The sequence below is a fragment of the Streptomyces sp. NPDC036815 genome (assembly GCF_055609205.1).
This window is the reverse complement of record NZ_JBVJPW010000003.1, coordinates 281,712-297,898: the sequence shown is the minus strand read 5'-3', so window position 1 is coordinate 297,898 and position 16,187 is coordinate 281,712. Positions and strand designations below refer to the sequence as shown.

13 protein-coding genes are annotated in these 16,187 nt (G+C 72.4%); 5 read left to right on the top strand and 8 right to left on the bottom strand.

Translation table 11 applies throughout. The features are described from left to right. Positions 1-63: 63 nt before the first annotated feature. Positions 64-1,557: a cytochrome P450 gene (locus tag ACZ69I_RS10100; RefSeq protein ID WP_470831371.1), complete on the bottom strand. Its 1,494-nt coding sequence runs from the start codon at positions 1,555-1,557 to the stop codon at positions 64-66. 108 nt (positions 1,558-1,665) lie between these two features. On the opposite strand from ACZ69I_RS10100, the gene ACZ69I_RS10095 reads away from it, so the two are divergent. Continuing rightward, the gene (locus ACZ69I_RS10095) at positions 1,666-2,274 is read left to right on the top strand and encodes a TetR/AcrR family transcriptional regulator (protein WP_470831370.1); all 609 of its coding nucleotides are present in this window, start codon (positions 1,666-1,668) and stop codon (positions 2,272-2,274) included. A gap of 96 nt (positions 2,275-2,370) precedes the next feature. Here ACZ69I_RS10095 and ACZ69I_RS10090 read toward each other — a convergent pair whose 3' ends face one another. The 4 genes from ACZ69I_RS10090 to ACZ69I_RS10075 are packed head-to-tail and all read right to left on the bottom strand — an operon-like array spanning position 2,371 to position 6,967. Beyond that, on the bottom strand, positions 2,371-3,741 hold the full coding sequence (locus ACZ69I_RS10090; protein WP_467677789.1) for a GH1 family beta-glucosidase: 1,371 nt from the start codon (positions 3,739-3,741) through the stop codon (positions 2,371-2,373). A 20-nt stretch (positions 3,742-3,761) separates the two neighbouring features. Continuing rightward, positions 3,762-4,601, bottom strand: coding sequence for a carbohydrate ABC transporter permease (locus ACZ69I_RS10085; RefSeq protein ID WP_470831587.1), 840 nt, complete (start codon positions 4,599-4,601; stop codon positions 3,762-3,764). 10 nt (positions 4,602-4,611) lie between these two features. Beyond that, positions 4,612-5,634, bottom strand: coding sequence for a carbohydrate ABC transporter permease (locus tag ACZ69I_RS10080; RefSeq protein ID WP_470831368.1), 1,023 nt, complete (start codon positions 5,632-5,634; stop codon positions 4,612-4,614). 10 nt (positions 5,635-5,644) lie between these two features. Continuing rightward, on the bottom strand, positions 5,645-6,967 hold the full coding sequence (locus ACZ69I_RS10075) for an ABC transporter substrate-binding protein (protein WP_470831367.1): 1,323 nt from the start codon (positions 6,965-6,967) through the stop codon (positions 5,645-5,647). 173 nt (positions 6,968-7,140) lie between these two features. On the opposite strand from ACZ69I_RS10075, the gene ACZ69I_RS10070 reads away from it, so the two are divergent. Continuing rightward, positions 7,141-8,466 carry an ROK family protein gene (locus ACZ69I_RS10070; RefSeq protein ID WP_470831366.1) on the top strand — a complete coding sequence of 442 codons (1,326 nt, stop codon included), beginning with the start codon at positions 7,141-7,143 and terminating at the stop codon, positions 8,464-8,466. Between the two features lie 71 nt (positions 8,467-8,537). On the opposite strand, the gene ACZ69I_RS10065 is transcribed toward ACZ69I_RS10070, so the two are convergent. After that, positions 8,538-10,595, bottom strand: a complete 2,058-nt coding sequence (locus ACZ69I_RS10065; protein WP_470831364.1) for an ATP-binding protein — start codon at positions 10,593-10,595, stop codon at positions 8,538-8,540. 333 nt (positions 10,596-10,928) lie between these two features. Between ACZ69I_RS10065 and ACZ69I_RS10060 the strand changes: the two genes are divergently transcribed. Together ACZ69I_RS10060 and ACZ69I_RS10055 are read left to right on the top strand one after the other, a co-directional pair. Beyond that, positions 10,929-12,677 (top strand): ABC transporter ATP-binding protein, encoded by a 1,749-nt coding sequence (locus tag ACZ69I_RS10060; RefSeq protein ID WP_470831586.1) that lies wholly within the window; start codon positions 10,929-10,931, stop codon positions 12,675-12,677. Positions 12,678-12,940: 263 nt separating this feature from the next. Beyond that, positions 12,941-13,753: a maleylpyruvate isomerase family mycothiol-dependent enzyme gene (locus ACZ69I_RS10055; protein WP_470831362.1), complete on the top strand. Its 813-nt coding sequence runs from the start codon at positions 12,941-12,943 to the stop codon at positions 13,751-13,753. Between the two features lie 66 nt (positions 13,754-13,819). Here ACZ69I_RS10055 and ACZ69I_RS10050 read toward each other — a convergent pair whose 3' ends face one another. Both ACZ69I_RS10050 and ACZ69I_RS10045 read right to left on the bottom strand, forming a co-directional pair. Further along, positions 13,820-14,212, bottom strand: a complete 393-nt coding sequence (locus ACZ69I_RS10050; protein WP_470831360.1) for a VOC family protein — start codon at positions 14,210-14,212, stop codon at positions 13,820-13,822. Beyond that, positions 14,209-14,508, bottom strand: a complete 300-nt coding sequence (locus ACZ69I_RS10045; protein WP_470831358.1) for an ArsR/SmtB family transcription factor — start codon at positions 14,506-14,508, stop codon at positions 14,209-14,211. The genes ACZ69I_RS10050 and ACZ69I_RS10045 overlap by 4 nt, the downstream gene beginning before the upstream one ends. 216 nt (positions 14,509-14,724) lie before the next feature. Here ACZ69I_RS10045 and ACZ69I_RS10040 point away from each other — a divergent pair, with 216 nt between their 5' ends. Continuing rightward, positions 14,725-16,002, top strand: a complete 1,278-nt coding sequence (locus tag ACZ69I_RS10040; protein WP_470831357.1) for a serine hydrolase domain-containing protein — start codon at positions 14,725-14,727, stop codon at positions 16,000-16,002. Positions 16,003-16,187: the final 185 nt, after the last annotated feature.

The window sequence follows — 16,187 nt, the reverse complement described above, 5'->3', positions numbered from 1 at the left end:
GTGGCGTGTACGGCATCGCGGGATGCCACCCCTACTCTTGCGCACGGGTCTGACAACGGCGCCTTACGTGCCCGGCGCGCGCCGGGTGAGCCGCAGGGTGAGGCCGTCCGGCATCAAGGTGAGCCGCTCGGCGATGCGCAGCCGGTAGCCCGGATCGGCGTGCAGGTCGTAGCGGCGCAGCAGCAGGCCGAGGACCAGCGTCGCCTCGTGCAGGGCGAACTGACGGCCGATACAGGCGCGGGCGCCGGTGCCGAACGGCTTGAAGACATGGGCGGGCCTGGCGCGTACGGCCGAAGGGGCGAACCGGTCGGGGTCGAACTCCTCGGGGTGTTCGCCCCAGGCCGCCGGATCGCGGTGCAGCATCGTCGCGAGGACCAGCGCCCAGGCGCCGCGGCGCATCGGATGGGTACCCCCGAGGACGGTGTCCTCCCGTGCCTCGCGGGCGAACCCCGGCGCGGTCGGCCAGAGCCGCAGCGACTCGTCGAGCACCCGCCGCAGGTAGCGCAGCTTGGCCACGTGTTCGTACGCGGGTTCCCCCTCGGCGCCCCAGACCTCGTCGACCTCGGCTCGCGCGCGGGCGAGCACCCTCGGGTTGCGTGAGAGGTAGTGCAGCGCGAACGACAGGGCGCCGGACGTCGTCTCGTGCCCGGCGACGAGGAACGTGATGACCTGCCGGCGGATGTTCTCCGGAGTGAGCCGTTCGCCGGTGTCGGGGTGGGCGACCTCCAGCATGCGGTCGAGCAGATCGCCCTGGCCGCCCCGACCGGGTGCGGCGCGGCGGGCGGCGACCACCGCGTCGACGGTGTGGTTGAGGTACGCCATGTCCGCGTCGTTGCGCCGGTCGGCGCCGCGCAGGAGCAGCGGGGTCAGCAGCGGCGGCACCACGTTGCGCCGCTGGGCGTAGGAGAGGGTGCCGACCATCGCGGACACGAAGGGATGCGGTGCGGACCGTTCGAAGGAGCTGAAGTCGTGCCCGAAACCGGTGCGGGCGATCGTCTCGAGGGTCAGCTTCGTCATGTCGCCCGGCACGTCCACGGCCCGGCCCGCCGACTCCCGTTCGTCCCAGCGCGCCGTCAGCTGCCGCGCCACGTCCAGCATCAGCGGGTGGTAGCCGGCCATCGCCTCGCGGCTGAACCCGGGGGCGAGGATGTCGTGCGCCAGCTGCCAGTTGGGCTCGTGGTTGTACGCGGTGAAGAGGCCGTCGCCCGCCACGGGCCGCAGGTTGGCGACGCCGAGACCCACGTGCTTGGCGAACCGCGACTCGTCGGCCATGTCCGCCGCGAGCTCGGCGCCCCACACGAAGACGAACTCCTTGCCGAAGGCCTTGCGCCGGAAGATGGGCCCGAGCCTGCGGGCCAGTCTCATCGAATCCTGCAGCGGGGTCCGGACGTTGGCGCCCAGGACGTCGCCGAGGAGCGGCAGCCGGCGGGGCGGATGCGGGATCCGGTGCAGCTCGGGCCAGCCGAGCTCGGCGCTGCGGAAACCCTTCTGGAGAGGGCCGGGCGCGCCGGTCCCGTCCGCACTGTTCGCCGCCGCGGACCGCGTCGTCTGCGCCATGTGCCCATCTCCCTTGTCCGACGGGCCCGTTGGGCCTGTTGTACGTGGATTCAATAGGAGATCCCAGTCTGGTACCGCTATTGAATTCGCGTCAAGTAAGGTGCGTGCATGGCCGCGAACCCACAGGAGCGCACGCGCCGCAGGCTAAGCACGGGCGAGCGGCGTGAGCAGCTGCTCTCGGTCGGGGCCCGGCTGTTCGCGCAGAAGCCCTACGACGACGTGTGGATCGAGCAGGTCGCGGAGATCGCCGGCGTCTCGCGCGGCCTCCTGTACCACTACTTCCCGACCAAACGTGACTTCTTCGCCGCCGTCGTGCACCGCGAGAGCGAGCGCATGCTGCGCCTGACGGCGGCCGAGCCCGGACTGCCGGTGCAGGAGCAGATCACCACCGGACTCGACGCGTTCCTCGGCTACGTGGAGAGCCACGCACAGGGCTTCCGCGCCTTCCACCGCGCCGAGGCGGCGGGCGACCCGCTGGTCCGCGAGGTCTACCGCAAGGGCCTCGCCGCACAGGAGCGCCAGATCCTCGCGGCGCTCGCCGCGGACCCGGGCGCCGCCGACATCACCCAGGACCCGCCCGCGGTGCGTCTGGCCGTGCGGGGCTGGCTCGCGTTCATGGTCGCGGTCTGCCTGGAGTGGCTGGAGGAACCGGACCTGACGCGGGAGCAGGTCAGGGACCTGTGCGCGAAGGCGCTGCTGGGCGCGATCACACGCTGAGGGCGGGCGCGGGACCAGCGAGCTGAGCAGCCCGCCGCCCGGCCTCACGTGCTGAGGCCGGGCAGCAGCGCACCCCTGCGGACGGCCGGGCTCCGCTCAGGCCGCCCGCGCGGTCCGCAGGCGGTGGGCCCGCACGAGGTCCGCGTAGTGGCGGCCGCTGGACTTCACCGTGCGGCGCTGGGTGGCGTAGTCGACGTGGACCAGGCCGAAGCGCTTGTCGTAGCCGTACGCCCACTCGAAGTTGTCGAGGAGCGACCACGCGAAATAGCCGGCCAGCGGGGCGCCCCTGCGCACGGCGCGGGCACACGCCGCCAGGTGTTCGCGCAGGTAGCGGACGCGCTCCGGGTCGTCGACGGTGCCGTCGGCGCGCACGACGTCCGGGTAGGCCGAGCCGTTCTCGGTGACGTACAGCCTGCGCGCCCCGTACTCGCCGGTCAGCCGCATCAGGAGGCTCTCCAGGCCGTCCGCGTCGATCTCCCAGTCCATGCCGGTGTGCCGGACCTCGGGGCGGTGGATCTGGCGGGCGAACGGCGCCGGGCCCGCCGGGTCGTCGGCGACGACCGCCGGAAAGTAGTAGTTGAGGCCCAGCCAGTCCAGCGGCTGCGCGATGGTCGCCGCGTCGCCCGCGCGCTCCGGGAGCTCGACGCCGTACACCTCGCGCATGTCGGCGGGGAACCCGAGCCCGTGCAGCGGGTCCAGCCACCAGCGGTTGGTGTGCCCGTCGGCGCGCCGGGCCGCGGCGATGTCCTCGGGACGGTCCGAGGCGGGCCGTACGGGGGAGAGGTTGTTGACGATGCCGACCTGCGCGCCGGGCGCCGCCGCGCGGATCGCCTGCGTCGCGAGCCCGTGCCCGAGCAGCAGGTGGTACGAGGCGCGCACGGCCGCCGTCAGATCGGTCAGGCCCGGCGCCATGCGGCCCTCCAGGTGGCCGATCCAGGCGGAGCAGAGCGGTTCGTTGAGCGTGGCCCAGTGGGTGACCCGGTCGCCGAGCCGCTCGGCCACCACGGACGCGTACGCCGCGAAGTGTTCGGCGCTCTCACGCTCGGGCCAGCCCCCGCGGTCCTGCAGCGCCTGCGGCAGGTCCCAGTGGTAGACCGTCGCGCTCGGGGAGATGCCCGCCGCCAGGAGCGCGTCGACGAGCCGGTCGTAGAAGTCGAGCCCCGCCGCGTTGACCGGCCCGTCACCGCCGGGCACCACGCGCGGCCAGGCCAGCGAGAACCGGTAGGCGTCGACGCCGAGTTCCCGCAGCAGCGCGATGTCCTCGGGCCAGCGGTGGTAGTGGTCACAGGCCACGTCACCGGTGTCGCCGCCCTCGATCGCGCCCGGGACACGCGCGAAGGTGTCCCAGATCGACGGCGAGCGGCCGTCCTCGTCGACGGCGCCCTCGATCTGGTACGCCGAGGTGGCCACGCCCCACGCGAAGTCCTGGGGGAGCGCGGAGAGGTCCAAGGAGGAGGGGTCGGTCACGGAGTTCCTTTCGGCAGGGGTCACTTGACGGCTCCGGCGGTGAGCCCGGCGACGAGATAGCGCTGCAGCAGCAGGAAGCCGGCGACGACGGGGACGCTCACGACGAGGGACGCGGCCATGACCTGGTTCCAGTACACGTCGTTCTGCGTGGCGTAGCCCTGCAGGCCCACGGCGAGGGTGCGCGTGGCGTCGGTGGTCATGACGGAGGCGAAGAGCACCTCTCCCCAGGCGGTCATGAAGGCGTAGACGGCGACCGCGACGATGCCGGGGACCGCGGCGGGCACCACGACGCGGAACAGCGCGCCGAGGGGCCCGCACCCGTCGACCAGCGCCGCCTCGTCCAGCTCGCGCGGCACCGAGTCGAGGTACCCGATGAGCATCCAGATGGAGAAGGGCAGCGAGAAGGTGAGGTAGGTGAGGATGAGCCCGGCGCGCGATCCGAACAGCGCGATGCCGGTGGCGTTGCCGACGTTGACGTAGATGAGGAAGAGCGGCAGCAGGAAGAGGATGCCCGGGAACATCTGCGTCGACAGGACGGTCACGGTGAACACCCGCCTGCCCCGGAAGCGGTACCGGCTGACCGCGTACGCGGCGAAGACCGCGATGACCACCGAACAGAGCGTCGCCGCGCCCGCCACGATCAGCGAGTTCATGAAGTAGTCCGCGAGCGGCACCGTCTTCCAGATGTCGATGTACGGCCGCACGGTGAACCCGCTCGGCAGCCAGCGGAACGAACCCGACACGTCCTGCAGCGGTTTGAGGGAGCTGCTCACCATCACGTGGATGGGCAGCAGGACGAAACCGGTCAGCAGCGTCAGGAAGATCCGCCGGGACCACGCGAACGAACGCGGCGCGGCCATCGGTGAGCGGCTAGACATCGGCGGCCTTCCTTCCGCGCCACCCGCGCGCACCACGTGGGCTCCACGAGGTGACCAGCAGATAGCCGGCCGTCACCAGGAGCAGGAAGAGCAGCAGCAGGACCGACATGGCGGAGCCCGTGCCGAAGTTCCAGGTGACGAACGACGACTGGTAGATGTGGATGGAGATCAGGTCCGCGGCCTCGGGCGCCGACTTGCCGAACAGGACGTACGGCGTGTTGAAGTCGTTGAACGTCCACAGGAAGAGCACCAGGACGAGGACCTGGTTCACCGGACGCAGCGACGGCAGCGTGATGCGCCGCACCTGCTGCCAGATCCCCGCCCCGTCGATCGAGGCCGCCTCGTACAGCTCCTTGGGGATGTTCTGCAACCCCGCCATGACGATGAGGAAGGCGAACGGCCAGCCCTTCCACACCGACACGGTCAGCAGCGCGATGAAGCTGTTGTCGCCGATCAGCCAGAAGGGCCTGCTGTCGGTGAGCCCGAGCTGGTCGTGGACGACGTGGTTGATCAGGCCCGTGTCGCGCTGGAACATGAACGACCAGGTGATGACGGCGGCGTACACCGGCAGCGCGTACGGGATGAGGAAGACGGCCCGCAGCAGGCCGCGGCCGCGGAAGTTCTCCTGCATGAAGACCGCCGCCGCGGTGCCGATGAGCCAGCACAGGCCCACGGAGAGGACGGTGAACGCCACGGTGACGAAGAACGAGTGCAGCAGCGCCTCGCCCACCGGGGCGTCGAAGTCCACCGACAGCTCGTAGTTGTCCAGGCCGGTCCAGGGCGCCGCGCCCCAGTCGCGGATGAAGAACTGGGTGAGCTCCTTGAAGCTCATCAGGATGCCGACGGCCATCGGCACCAGGTGGACGACGAGTTCGAGGAGCAGCGCGGGCAGCAGCAGGAGGTAGGGGAGCGAGACGCGGCGCAGGCGCGCGGGCAGGCGCAGGCGGGGTCTGCGACCGCCGGAGGGCGACGCGGCCCGCTCCTTGGGCGTGGGCGGCGTGGTGAGCGTGGTCATCGGCAGCGGCTCAGCTCTTCGGCATCTGCTGCTGGGCCTTGGACAGTTCGGACGTCACGGATTCCGTGGTCACCGCCCGTCCCGCCGCCGCGTCGGCGAACAGCTTCTTGATGGCCGTGCCCACCGACGTCTCGAACTGCGACTCGTTGGGCACCTGCGGCAGCGGCGCCGCGCTCTTGCGGAGCGTGTCGCGCAGTACGGCGGTGTCGGCGCGGTCGAAGGCGGCGTCCTCCTGCGCCGTCCTGACCGGCGGGATCGATCCGTACGCCTTGTTGAGGCGGGCCTGCTCGGCGTCGCTCGTCATGAACTTCACGAACTTGCGCGCGCCGTCGAGATTGTCGGTGTTCTTGAAGACGGCCAGGTTGATGCCCGCGACCATCGAGTTGACCCGCCGGCCCGCGCCGGGCTTGCCCGATGCCACGGGGACCGGAGCGACCCCCCACTCGTCGGGCTTCATGCCCTGCGCGTCGAACGTGGTCGCGGCGGCCTGCCAGAGCACCATCGCGGTCTTGCCCTGGGCGAAGTCCCGCAGCGACTGGTTCTGCGCGTACTCGGCGTTGCCAGGGGCGATGATCTTGTCCTTGGCCATGAAGTCGACGTACTGCTTCACGGCGGCCACGGCACCGTGCGAGGTGAAGGTCGGCCTGCCCTGCGCGTCGAAGAAGTCGGCGCCGTGCTGCTTGCCGAGGGCGAAGGCCTGGTGGATGTTGTTCACCAGGTTCGAACCCTCCGCCCCCAGCGCCCACTTGCCGCCCTTGGAGAGCTTCTTGCCGTCGGCGACCAGCTCGTCCCAGGTGGCCGGTGGCTTGCTGATGCCCGCCTCCTTGAACATAGCCCTGTTGTAGTAGAGCGCGTACGACAGTGAGTACAGCGGCACCGCCGCCGGGTCCTTGCCCGCGGCGCCGGTCGAGCCGAGCGCGGCGTCGACGAAGCGGTCCTTGCCGCCGATCGCGTCGAAGTTCTTCGCGTCCCACGGCAGCAGGGCGCCGGACGCCTGCAGCGAGGACGACCAGGTGTTGCCGATGTTGAGGACGTCGGGGCCCTGGCCCGACGTGGTCGCCGCCAGGATCCGGTTGAGCAGATCGGACCAGGGGACCACCTCCAGCTTCACCTCGATCCCCGTCTCCGCCTCGAACTTCTTCAGCTCGGGCGTGAGGATCTTCTTGTCCGCCGCGAGGTTCGGTCCCTGGTTGGACGCCCAGTAGGTGAGCGTCCTGGGCGAGGCGTTGCTGCCCTCGCCCCCTGTGCCGGTGCCGCCGCCGCAGGCCGTGAGGGTGGCACCGGTGAGAGCGGTCACGGTGGCGAGAGTCGCCACAGCTCGGAGTCTGCGCATGGCGGATCCGTCCCTTTCGAGGTTGATGGCAGGGATTGAGAACGGGCATGGGAGCGTGCCGAGTTCGGCGTCCGAACGAATTCACGGCTTAATTTAGGACGTGAGTTAAAACCTGAGAGATAGTCGCGTCAAGGGGTCGCGCACGGGTATGTTGCCGACCGGAGAGGAGCCACATGGCCGAGCGGAGCAGTCGAACGGTGCGCGACCTGCGCGTGGGCAACCGCGCCTCGGTACTGCAACGGTTGTATTTCGGCGGGCCGATGAGCCGCCAGGCGCTGGGACCGGCGACCGGCCTGAGTTCGGGCTCCGTGAGCAACGTCGTCGCCGAGCTCACCGCGGACGGTCTCCTGGAGGAGGCGGGCAGCGTCGAGTCCGACGGCGGGCGGCCGCGCACCCTGCTGCGCGTCGCGCCGTCGAGCGGCCGCCTCATCGGGGTCGACGTCGGAGAGACCCGCGTCCGGGTGGAGGCCTTCGACCTCGGCCTGAAGGAACTCGCCCGCACAGAACACCCGTTGACCGACTCCGGCTACGACGTCGCGACCATCGTCCGGCACATCCGGGAGGGCGTGGCGCAGGTGCGGGCCGAGGCGGGCATCGAGCCCGGCGCCCCGGACGGCTCGCTGATCGGCGTGGGGGTGGGCGTGCCCGGCATCGTCGACCGCGACGACGACGGCAGCACGGTGGTGCACGGCCAGACCATCGGCTGGGACGCCGTCCCGCTGGAACGCATGCTGCGCGAGGCCATCGAACTCCCCGTCGATACGGCGTACTTCGTCGACAACGGAGCGCGGGCCCTGGGCCAGGCCGAGATGTGGTTCGGCGGCGGACGTGGTGCGAGCGACGCGGCGATCGTGCTGATCGGCTCGGGCGTCGGCGCCTGCGTCGTCACCGGCGGCGTCATCCACGGCGGCGCACGCGGCGGCCCCGCCGAGTGGGGCCACCTCACCGTCAGCCTCCGGGGCCGCCGCTGCCGCTGCGGCGCGCGGGGCTGCCTCGAGGCGTACGCGGGAGCCGAGGCGCTTCTGGCGCGCTGGCAGGAGGAGGGCGGCCGACTGCCGCCCGGCGCCGACGAGGAGACGGCGTTGAGCGCCCTGCTCGACGCCGCCCACCCGCAGGACGGCACCGCACCGGACCCGGTCGCCGCGGCCGTGCTCGACGAGACCGCCGAATACCTCGGCGCGGGAATCTCCGACCTCATCAATCTCTTCGGCCCCGAACGCGTGCTCGTCGGCGGCTGGGCGGGCCTCCAACTGGGCCCGCGCCTGCTGCCCGCCATCCGTGAGTACACCGACGCGTACGCCCTGCGCCACCCCGCCACCCGCGCCACCGTCGAACTGGGCCAACTGGGCCCCGACGCGGTCACGGTGGGCGCGGCGACGCTGCCCCTGGCCGACTTCTTCAGCCGAGGCGGCCGCCGCGCCACACCGCCCCGAACGGAATCCTCACTGCTAGCGGCGCCGGGGTGGCAGGGGGTGTTGGAGGGGCGGGCGGTGCGGTGATCGCCGACGCGCCGGGCCCTCCGCCGTCTGTGCGGGGTGCCGTCGAACCGTAGCGCCCCTCGTAGGGCTTGCTAGGCAAGGGGCGTCCCCGTCTCGATGTCTGCGATCAGCTGATGGATGAGCGCGGCGCCGGGCGGCCCCGCCACCGTGGCGGTCGCCGCCCCCGCCACCCCGAGGGCGCCGGCGAGTGCCTTGTGGGCGCGGCGCCAGGCGCGGCTGCGGCGGCCGCGCACGTGGTCGACGAAGGCCTGGGCGTACTGCGTCATGGAACGGGTCCAGAGGTCGTGCCGCGGCTGCGGGCCCGCTGACGCGCGGCGCACGCTGCGCCACGCGTCGGCGGGTCTCACCCTGGCCTGCGCCACGGCGAGCAGGGCCCAGCTGACGGCGGCGGCCGGGCCGTGCTCCGCGTGCACGGGGATCGTGTCGGCGGCCTCCCGCAGGTGGGCGATGGCCCGCTCCGTGCTGCCGTCCTTCAGGGCGAGCGCGCCGAGCACGTGCGAGACGCGCCCGACCGTGGCGTCGTCGCCCGCGAGCACGCCCACGCACCAGGCCTGACCGAGCAGTTCGGCGGCCTCCGGGGCGTCCGTGCACACGGCGAGCCACCCCGCCAGCCACAGGGCCTGCCCCGCCATACGGGCCCCGGGCCTGGCGAGCGGCAGCAGGCGGCCGAGCAGGGAGCGGCCCTCGTCGGCGTGGCCGCAGACCGCCCACCAGAACCACAGGTCGACGGCGAGCGCGAGCGCCGCCGACGCCTGGTCGGCGCCGCTCGGTTCCCGGGCGAGGGCGGCGCGCAGCTCGGCCTCGTCGTCGCGTACGAGCGAGGCGGCCCGCTCGTGCATGCCGGTGCTCCACAAGTGGTGGGCGGTGGACGCGACATGGCCGTACCAGTACAGGTGCCGACTGACGGCCGACGCCGTCTCTCCGGCGGACTGCAGCCGTTCGGCGCCGAAGCCGCGGGCCGCCGCGGGCATCCGGTAGCGCGGGGTGAGGACGCCGCCGGGGTCGCCGACGGGTTCCAGGACCGAGGCGAGGACGAGGCGGGCCAGGGTGGCGGGCACGTCCTGCGCCTCGATTCCGCCGCCCGAGCAGACGTACGCGGCCGCGTCCTCGTCGAAGGCGCCGGAGAACACGCTCAGCCGGGCCCACACGGTCCGTTCCGCCGTCCCGCACAGCGCGTACCCCGCGCCCACCGCGGCCCGCAGCGAACGGTGCCTGCGCAACGGCGCGTCGACCACGCCGAGCCAGCCCTGCGCGGACTCCAGCATCCGCGCGAGCTGGGCCAGCGGGTACTGCGCGGCCTGCGCCGCCGCCAACTCGACGGCCAGCGGCACGCCTTCGAGCCGTCGGCAGATGTCGCCCGCGAGGCGCAGCTCGTCGGGGTGGACGCCGCGGGCGGGGCCGTGGCGTTGGGCGGGGCCGTGGTGTTCGGGCGCGGGCCCGCCGTCCTGGCCCGAGCGGCGCCGTGCGGCACGCAGCCGGTGCAGGAACAGTGCGACGGCGGGGGCCACTGCCTGCTCCGCGTCGCCGATCCCGTCATCGCCGCCGACGCCGTCAGCCCCCGTGTCCGACCCGCCGTCTCCGTCCCCGCCCCTCCCGCACCCCGCGACGCCCAGCGGCCCGAGCCGCAGCACCGCCTCCTCGCCGAGGCCGAGCGGGTGGCGTCCAGTGGTCAGGACCCGTACCTCCGGCGCGTCGTCGAGGAGCGCCCGGACGAGCCGTACGCATTCGCCGCGCACCGGATCGAAGTCGTCCAGCACCACCAGGAGCCGGCGCGAGCGGAGCCGCGCCGCCAACTCCGCGACGCCCACGGGCGCCCCGGCCCCGCCTTCCACGTCGTCCATCGCCTCGGCCACCGCTTCCGCGACCGACCGCCGCCGCGCGGGAGTCCCGTCCCACCACCGCACCCGCACCACACCGTCCGGCATCGAACCGCCCGCCGCGACGGCCGCGTGCTCGGCGAGCAGGCTCTTGCCGACGCCCGCGCCGCCGACCACCGTGACCAGTCTGCCCCGCGCGAGCATGCCGCGCAGCGCCCCGAGCTCCTCGCCCCGGCCGACCAGAGCGCCGGTCGCCCCGGCCGACCGCTCCCGCCCGGCGTCCTTGTCCTGTCCCCGTACTCGCACAGCCATCCACTCCGCTCGCGCACTCCGCCGCCACGAGCCTCACCGCCCGCCCCGCCTCCGCCTGTGCAGAATCGTCACTGCACCGGTCTCGACCGATCGGCTAACTTCTCTTCCGCGGCCGGGGTACTGAAGCGCCGAGTCGAATCACACGGGTCAGTGACACAGGGCACGCCAGTGCGGACGAGGTCGGGCTCGGGCCCAGCGCATGGGTGTGCCATCCCAGTCAGGTGGTTCTCGCCGTACCGCGTCCTGCCGGACGTGACCGACGCTTCCCCGACCCCAGAACCCGCCCCCGCCGGAATCGAACCGATCGGCAAAGCCGCCGGGGAGCCGGAGCGGATGCCCGCCAAGGAGACCTGGCGCGCCCTGTACCGGCACTTCCGGCCGCACCGCGGTGCCGTCGCGCTCGGTGCCTTCCTGACGCTGATCGGTTCGGCGACCGGCCTCGCCCAGCCGCTGGCGGCCAAGTCCCTGGTCGACCGGCTGGGCAGCGACGACTCCATCACCGGCATCCTGGTGCTCCTCACCGCCCTGGTAGTGCTCGGCACCGCGATCGAATCCGTCGGCGCGTACGTCCTGGAGCGCACCGCCGAGTCCGTCGTGCTCGCGGCGCGGCGCACCCTGATCGGACGGCTGCTGCGGCTGCGTCTCGCGGAGGTCGAGCGGACCCAGCCGGGCGACCTGATGTCCCGGGTCACCTCGGACACGACGCTGCTGCGGGCGGTGACGACCCAGTCCGTGGTGTCCGCCGCGTCGGGCGGGCTCACCTTCCTCGCGACGATCGTGATGATGGGGCTGATGGACCCGGTGCTGCTCGGCGTGACGATGGGCGTGATCGTGCTCATCGGCGGCGCGGTGTCCCTGGTCATGCCGAAGATCGCGCAGTCCACGGAGCGGGCGCAGGCGGCGGTCGGCACCATCTCGACCGCGCTGGAGCGGGCGTTCGGCGCCTTCCGCACGCTGAAGGCATCCGGCGCCGAGCAGCGTGAGGCGGCCGCGGTGGAGGCGGCCGCGCAGGACGCGTGGCGGCACGGGGTGCGGTCGGCGAAATGGCAGTCGCTCGCGTGGAGCGCGGTCGGCCTCGCGGTGCAGGTGTCGTTCCTCGCGGTGCTCGGGATCGGCGGCGCGCGGGTGGCGTCGGGCGCGATATCCGTCTCGACCCTCGTAGCCTTCCTGCTCTTCCTCTTCTACCTGATCGACCCGGTGTCGCGCCTGGTCGGGGCGGTGTCGCAGTACCAGGTGGGGTCGGCGGCGGTTGCCCGCATCGTGCAGGCCGAACGCCTGGAGACCGAGCGGACGGACGGGCCGGAGGCGGAGGAGGCGGTAGGGACCGCGTCCCCTCCCGGCGCGGCGTCCGTCACCTTCGACGACGTGACCTTCCGCTACCGCGACGACCTCCCGTACGTGCATCACGGCGTGGACTTCGACGTCCCCGGCCCGGGCATGACGGCGTTCGTGGGTCCCTCGGGCGCGGGCAAGACCACCGTGTTCGGCCTCATCGAGCGGTTCTACGAGGCGACGGGCGGCCGGGTCCTCGTCGACGGCAGGGACGTGCGCGAGTGGCCGCTCGCCGAGTTGCGGGCGGCCATCGGGTACGTGGAGCAGGACGCCCCCGTCCTCGCGGGCACCCTGCGCGAGAACCTCCTCTTCGCCGCGCCGGACGCCACCGATGCCGAAGTCCGGCACGTACTGGCCCGCGCACGGCTCGACGCCGTGGTCGACCGGTTGCCGGACGGCCTGGAGACGGTGGTCGGCCACCGGGGCTCCAAGCTGTCCGGCGGCGAGCGGCAACGGGTGGCGATCGCCAGGGCCCTGCTCCGTAAGCCCCGCCTGCTGCTGCTCGACGAGGCGACCTCCCAGCTCGACGCGGTGAACGAACTGGCCCTGCGGGACGTGGTGGCCGAGGTGTCCCGCGAGGTCACGGTCCTGGTGGTGGCGCACCGCCTGTCCACGGTGACGCTGGCGGACCGGATCGTGGTGATGGACGCGGGAAAGGTACGGGCGGTGGGCACGCACACCGAACTGGTCGCGGCGGACCCGCTGTACGGCGAGCTGGCGGCGACCCAGTTCCTGGCGACGTCGGCATGACCGAGAGCCCGCGGCCCACGAGGCCGACCCTCCGGCGAACCACTGGCCCGCGGCAAGGACCCGCGCGGCCCGGGGCCTCGGAGCCCGCGCCGCCCGAACTCCCTTACTCAGGTCCCCCGTTGACCGATGTCCCGCAGCCCGTGCCCCCGCGACCCGCACCTCCGCGCTCGGACCCTTCGCACTCCACCCCCGCACGCCCCTCGGTCCTCATCAGTCCCTGGTTCGTGCCCGGCATCCTGCAACCCGTGGACTACCGTGACGACATGACGCGCCCCAGCCGCAGAGCGGTTCATGACCGTTACGCCGACCGAATCGTCGACCAGACAGCCCAGTTGACCTCTGCCGTCGCCGGAGCGAAGGCGACCGCGCCCGTGCCGGGATGCCCCGGGTGGACCCTCGCGCACCTGCTGCGCCACGTCGGCGGCACGCACCGCTGGGCCGAGACGGTCGTGCGGACCCGGGCCACCGGACCGGTCCCGGACGAGCAGGTCAATCACGTGACGCCCGAGGCCGACGACGACATCCCCGCGCTCTCCGCATGGCTCACCGAAGGGGCCGCCCAGTTCGCGGAGACCCTGCGCGAGGCGGGTCCCGACGTCGCGGTGTGGACGGTGGCCCCGGGCGGCACCCCGCTCTTCTGGGCCCGCCGCATGACGTACGAAACCGTCGTCCACCGCTTCGACGCGACGGCGGCCGTCGGCGGGACGTACACCCTCGACGCGGACGTCGCGCTCGACGGCCTCGACGAGTGGATCGAGTTCAGCGCCCTGAACCAGGCGTACGAGTCGCAGGACACGCGGCGTGCGCTGCTCGGTCCCGGCCGCACGCTCCACCTGCACGCGACGGACGCCCCCGAGGGCACGGGGGAGTGGCTGATCGACCTCAGCGAGGAGCCGATCACCTGGACCCGCGCCCACGAGAAGGCGACCACCGCCGTACGCGGCCCGCTGGCGGACCTCCTGCTGCGCCTGTACCAGCGCCGCAGGCCCGACGCCACCGAGGGCATCGAAGTACTGGGGGACGAGGCCCTGTTCACCGACTGGGCGTGGGGTGCGGGGCACTGGCTGCGGAGGTGACGTGCGTCCACCCGGCCGGTCGGGCGAGGAGCCGTGGCGCCGGTCCGGTGCCCCGTCCGCGCCGCCCTACTTGGTGTGCATGATCTGAATCAGATTGCCGCAGGTGTCGTCCAGGACGGCGACGGTGACCTCATCCATCTCCAGTGGCTCCTGGGTGAAGCGCACACCGGCCGCGCGCAGCCGGTCGAACTCCGCCTGCACGTCGTCCACGGCGAAGGCCGCGGCCGGGATGCCGTCCTCGACGAGCGCCGACTTGTACGGCTTCACCGCGGGGTGCCCGTCCGGTTCGAGCAGCAGCTCGGTCCCGTCGGGCTCTTCCGGTGAGACCACGGTCAGCCAGCGGTCCCCGCCCTCGCCCACCGCGATCTCGGTCTTCTTCACGAAGCCCAGTACGTCCGTGTAGAAACGCAGGGCCTTCTCCTGGTCGTCGACGAAGACGCTGGTCAGGTTGATCCTCATGGGGGGTCCTCCGGTGTATCGGGGCGGGGTGTGAGCCATCGGGTCACGATGTGCTCAAGGGGTTCGGGGGTCAGGTCGTGGAACTTGCAGCGGCCCTGGCGCCGCGAGCGGACCAGGCCCGCCGACTCCAGTACGGCCAGGTGCTGGCTGATCGCCTGGCGGGACAGTCCCAGGTTGTGCCTGGACACCAGCCTCGCGCATATCTCGAACAGCGTCTGGCCGTCCCGTTCCGCCAGCTCGTCGAGGATGCGCCGGCGGGTGGGGTCGGCCAGCGCCTTGAAGACATCGTCCGTCACGCCTCCACGATAGGCAAGCATCGACTTGCCTATCAAGGTGGGGTTCTCCGTACCTTCCGTCAGGGGGGCTCCTCCATGGCGGGCCACCGTTCTCGCATGGGTGAATGATCTTGCGCCGGACGAACCGCCCGGCCGCTGCTCGACACTCCAACACCCGCTGCCCACAGGGCTGTTGGGGTTCCTTCGAGCTCCTTCCAGCGAGGTGAGGTAACCGCCATGACGCAGCTGCGAAACTCGACCCGTGACGCCTCGGGCACCCCGGCCCGTCCGGACGCCCAGGGAGCCGGGGGGACCGCGGGAGCCGGCCCCCGGCCCGCCTCGACGCGCCGCAGGGCCGCCCTCGGCTCGGTGGCGGCGATCGCGGTGGCGGCGACGCTGGCGATGCCGGTCTCCACCGCGTGGGCCACGGCCGACCACGACCGCGCCGGACACGGCCGGGCGGCGGACCTCCAGCGAGGCCTCGACGACATCGTGCGCAAGGACGGGGTGGTGGGCGCCCAGGGCACCCTGGTGGACGGAGAGCGCCGCACCTCCGTGCGGAGCGGAACCGCCGACCGCGAGACCGGCCGGCCCGTCCCGCACCAGGGCTACTTCCGGATGGGCAGCAACACCAAGACCTTCGTCTCCACCGTGATGCTGCAACTGGTCGGCGAGGGCCGCATAGGCCTGGACGACAGCGTCCACCGGTGGCTCCCCGGCGTGGTCGACGCCAACGGCAACGACGGCCGGCGGATCACCGTACGCCAGCTCCTGCAGCACACCAGCGGGCTGCCCGACTACGACGAGAGCCTGCCCATCACCAGCGAGGAGGAGTTCCAGAAGCACCGCTTCGACCGCTACGCGCCGCGCGACCTGGTCGACCTTGCCCTCCGCCACCGGCCCCTCTTCGAGCCCGGCAAGGGCTGGAGCTACTCCAACACCGGCTACATCCTGGCGGGGATGATCATCGAGAAGGTGACGGGGCGGCACTGGAGCGACGAGGTGCAAAAGCGGATCATCGAGCCCCTCGGTCTGAAGCACACCTTCTCGGCGGGCACGCGCACGGGCCTGCCCCGGCCGCACGCCAAGGGCTACCAGCAGTTCAAGCCCGGGGGCCGCCTGGTCGACAGCACCGAGGTGAGCATGACCTGGGGCGGCTCGGCGGGCGACCTCGTCACCACGTCGAACGACCTCACCCGCTTCTGGCAGAGCCTCCTCGGCGGCAAGCTGCTGGCGCCGCGCCAGATGGCGCAGATGCTCAAGACGGTGCCGGCCCCCGAAGCGAGCGACAAGGTGGAGACCCGGATGGGCCTCGGCATCTTCTGGACGCGGCTCAGCTGCGGAGGCGGGTACTGGGGCCACGGCGGGACCACGCTCGGCCACCTGAACACCAACGGCTTCGTCGACAAGGGCAAGAAGGGGGTCATCGTGATGCGTTCCACCAACATGGCCAAGGAGGACCGCGACGACCGCACCGACCGGCTCGTGGACACCGTGCTGTGCGCGAAGAAGTGACGTGCTCTCCGTGACGCCCCTTACGTGCCCCAGGTGTCTCACGTGACCGTCTCCGCGTGACCCTGCCCGCCGGGGCCCGGTTCCGCGCCCGCGCCGGCCGCTTGCGCCATACGGGGGGCGGTACCGGCCGCGCGGGGCCCCGGTCGGCCGTCTGGGCGGGCGCCGCCGGGGCGCGCGGGCCACAG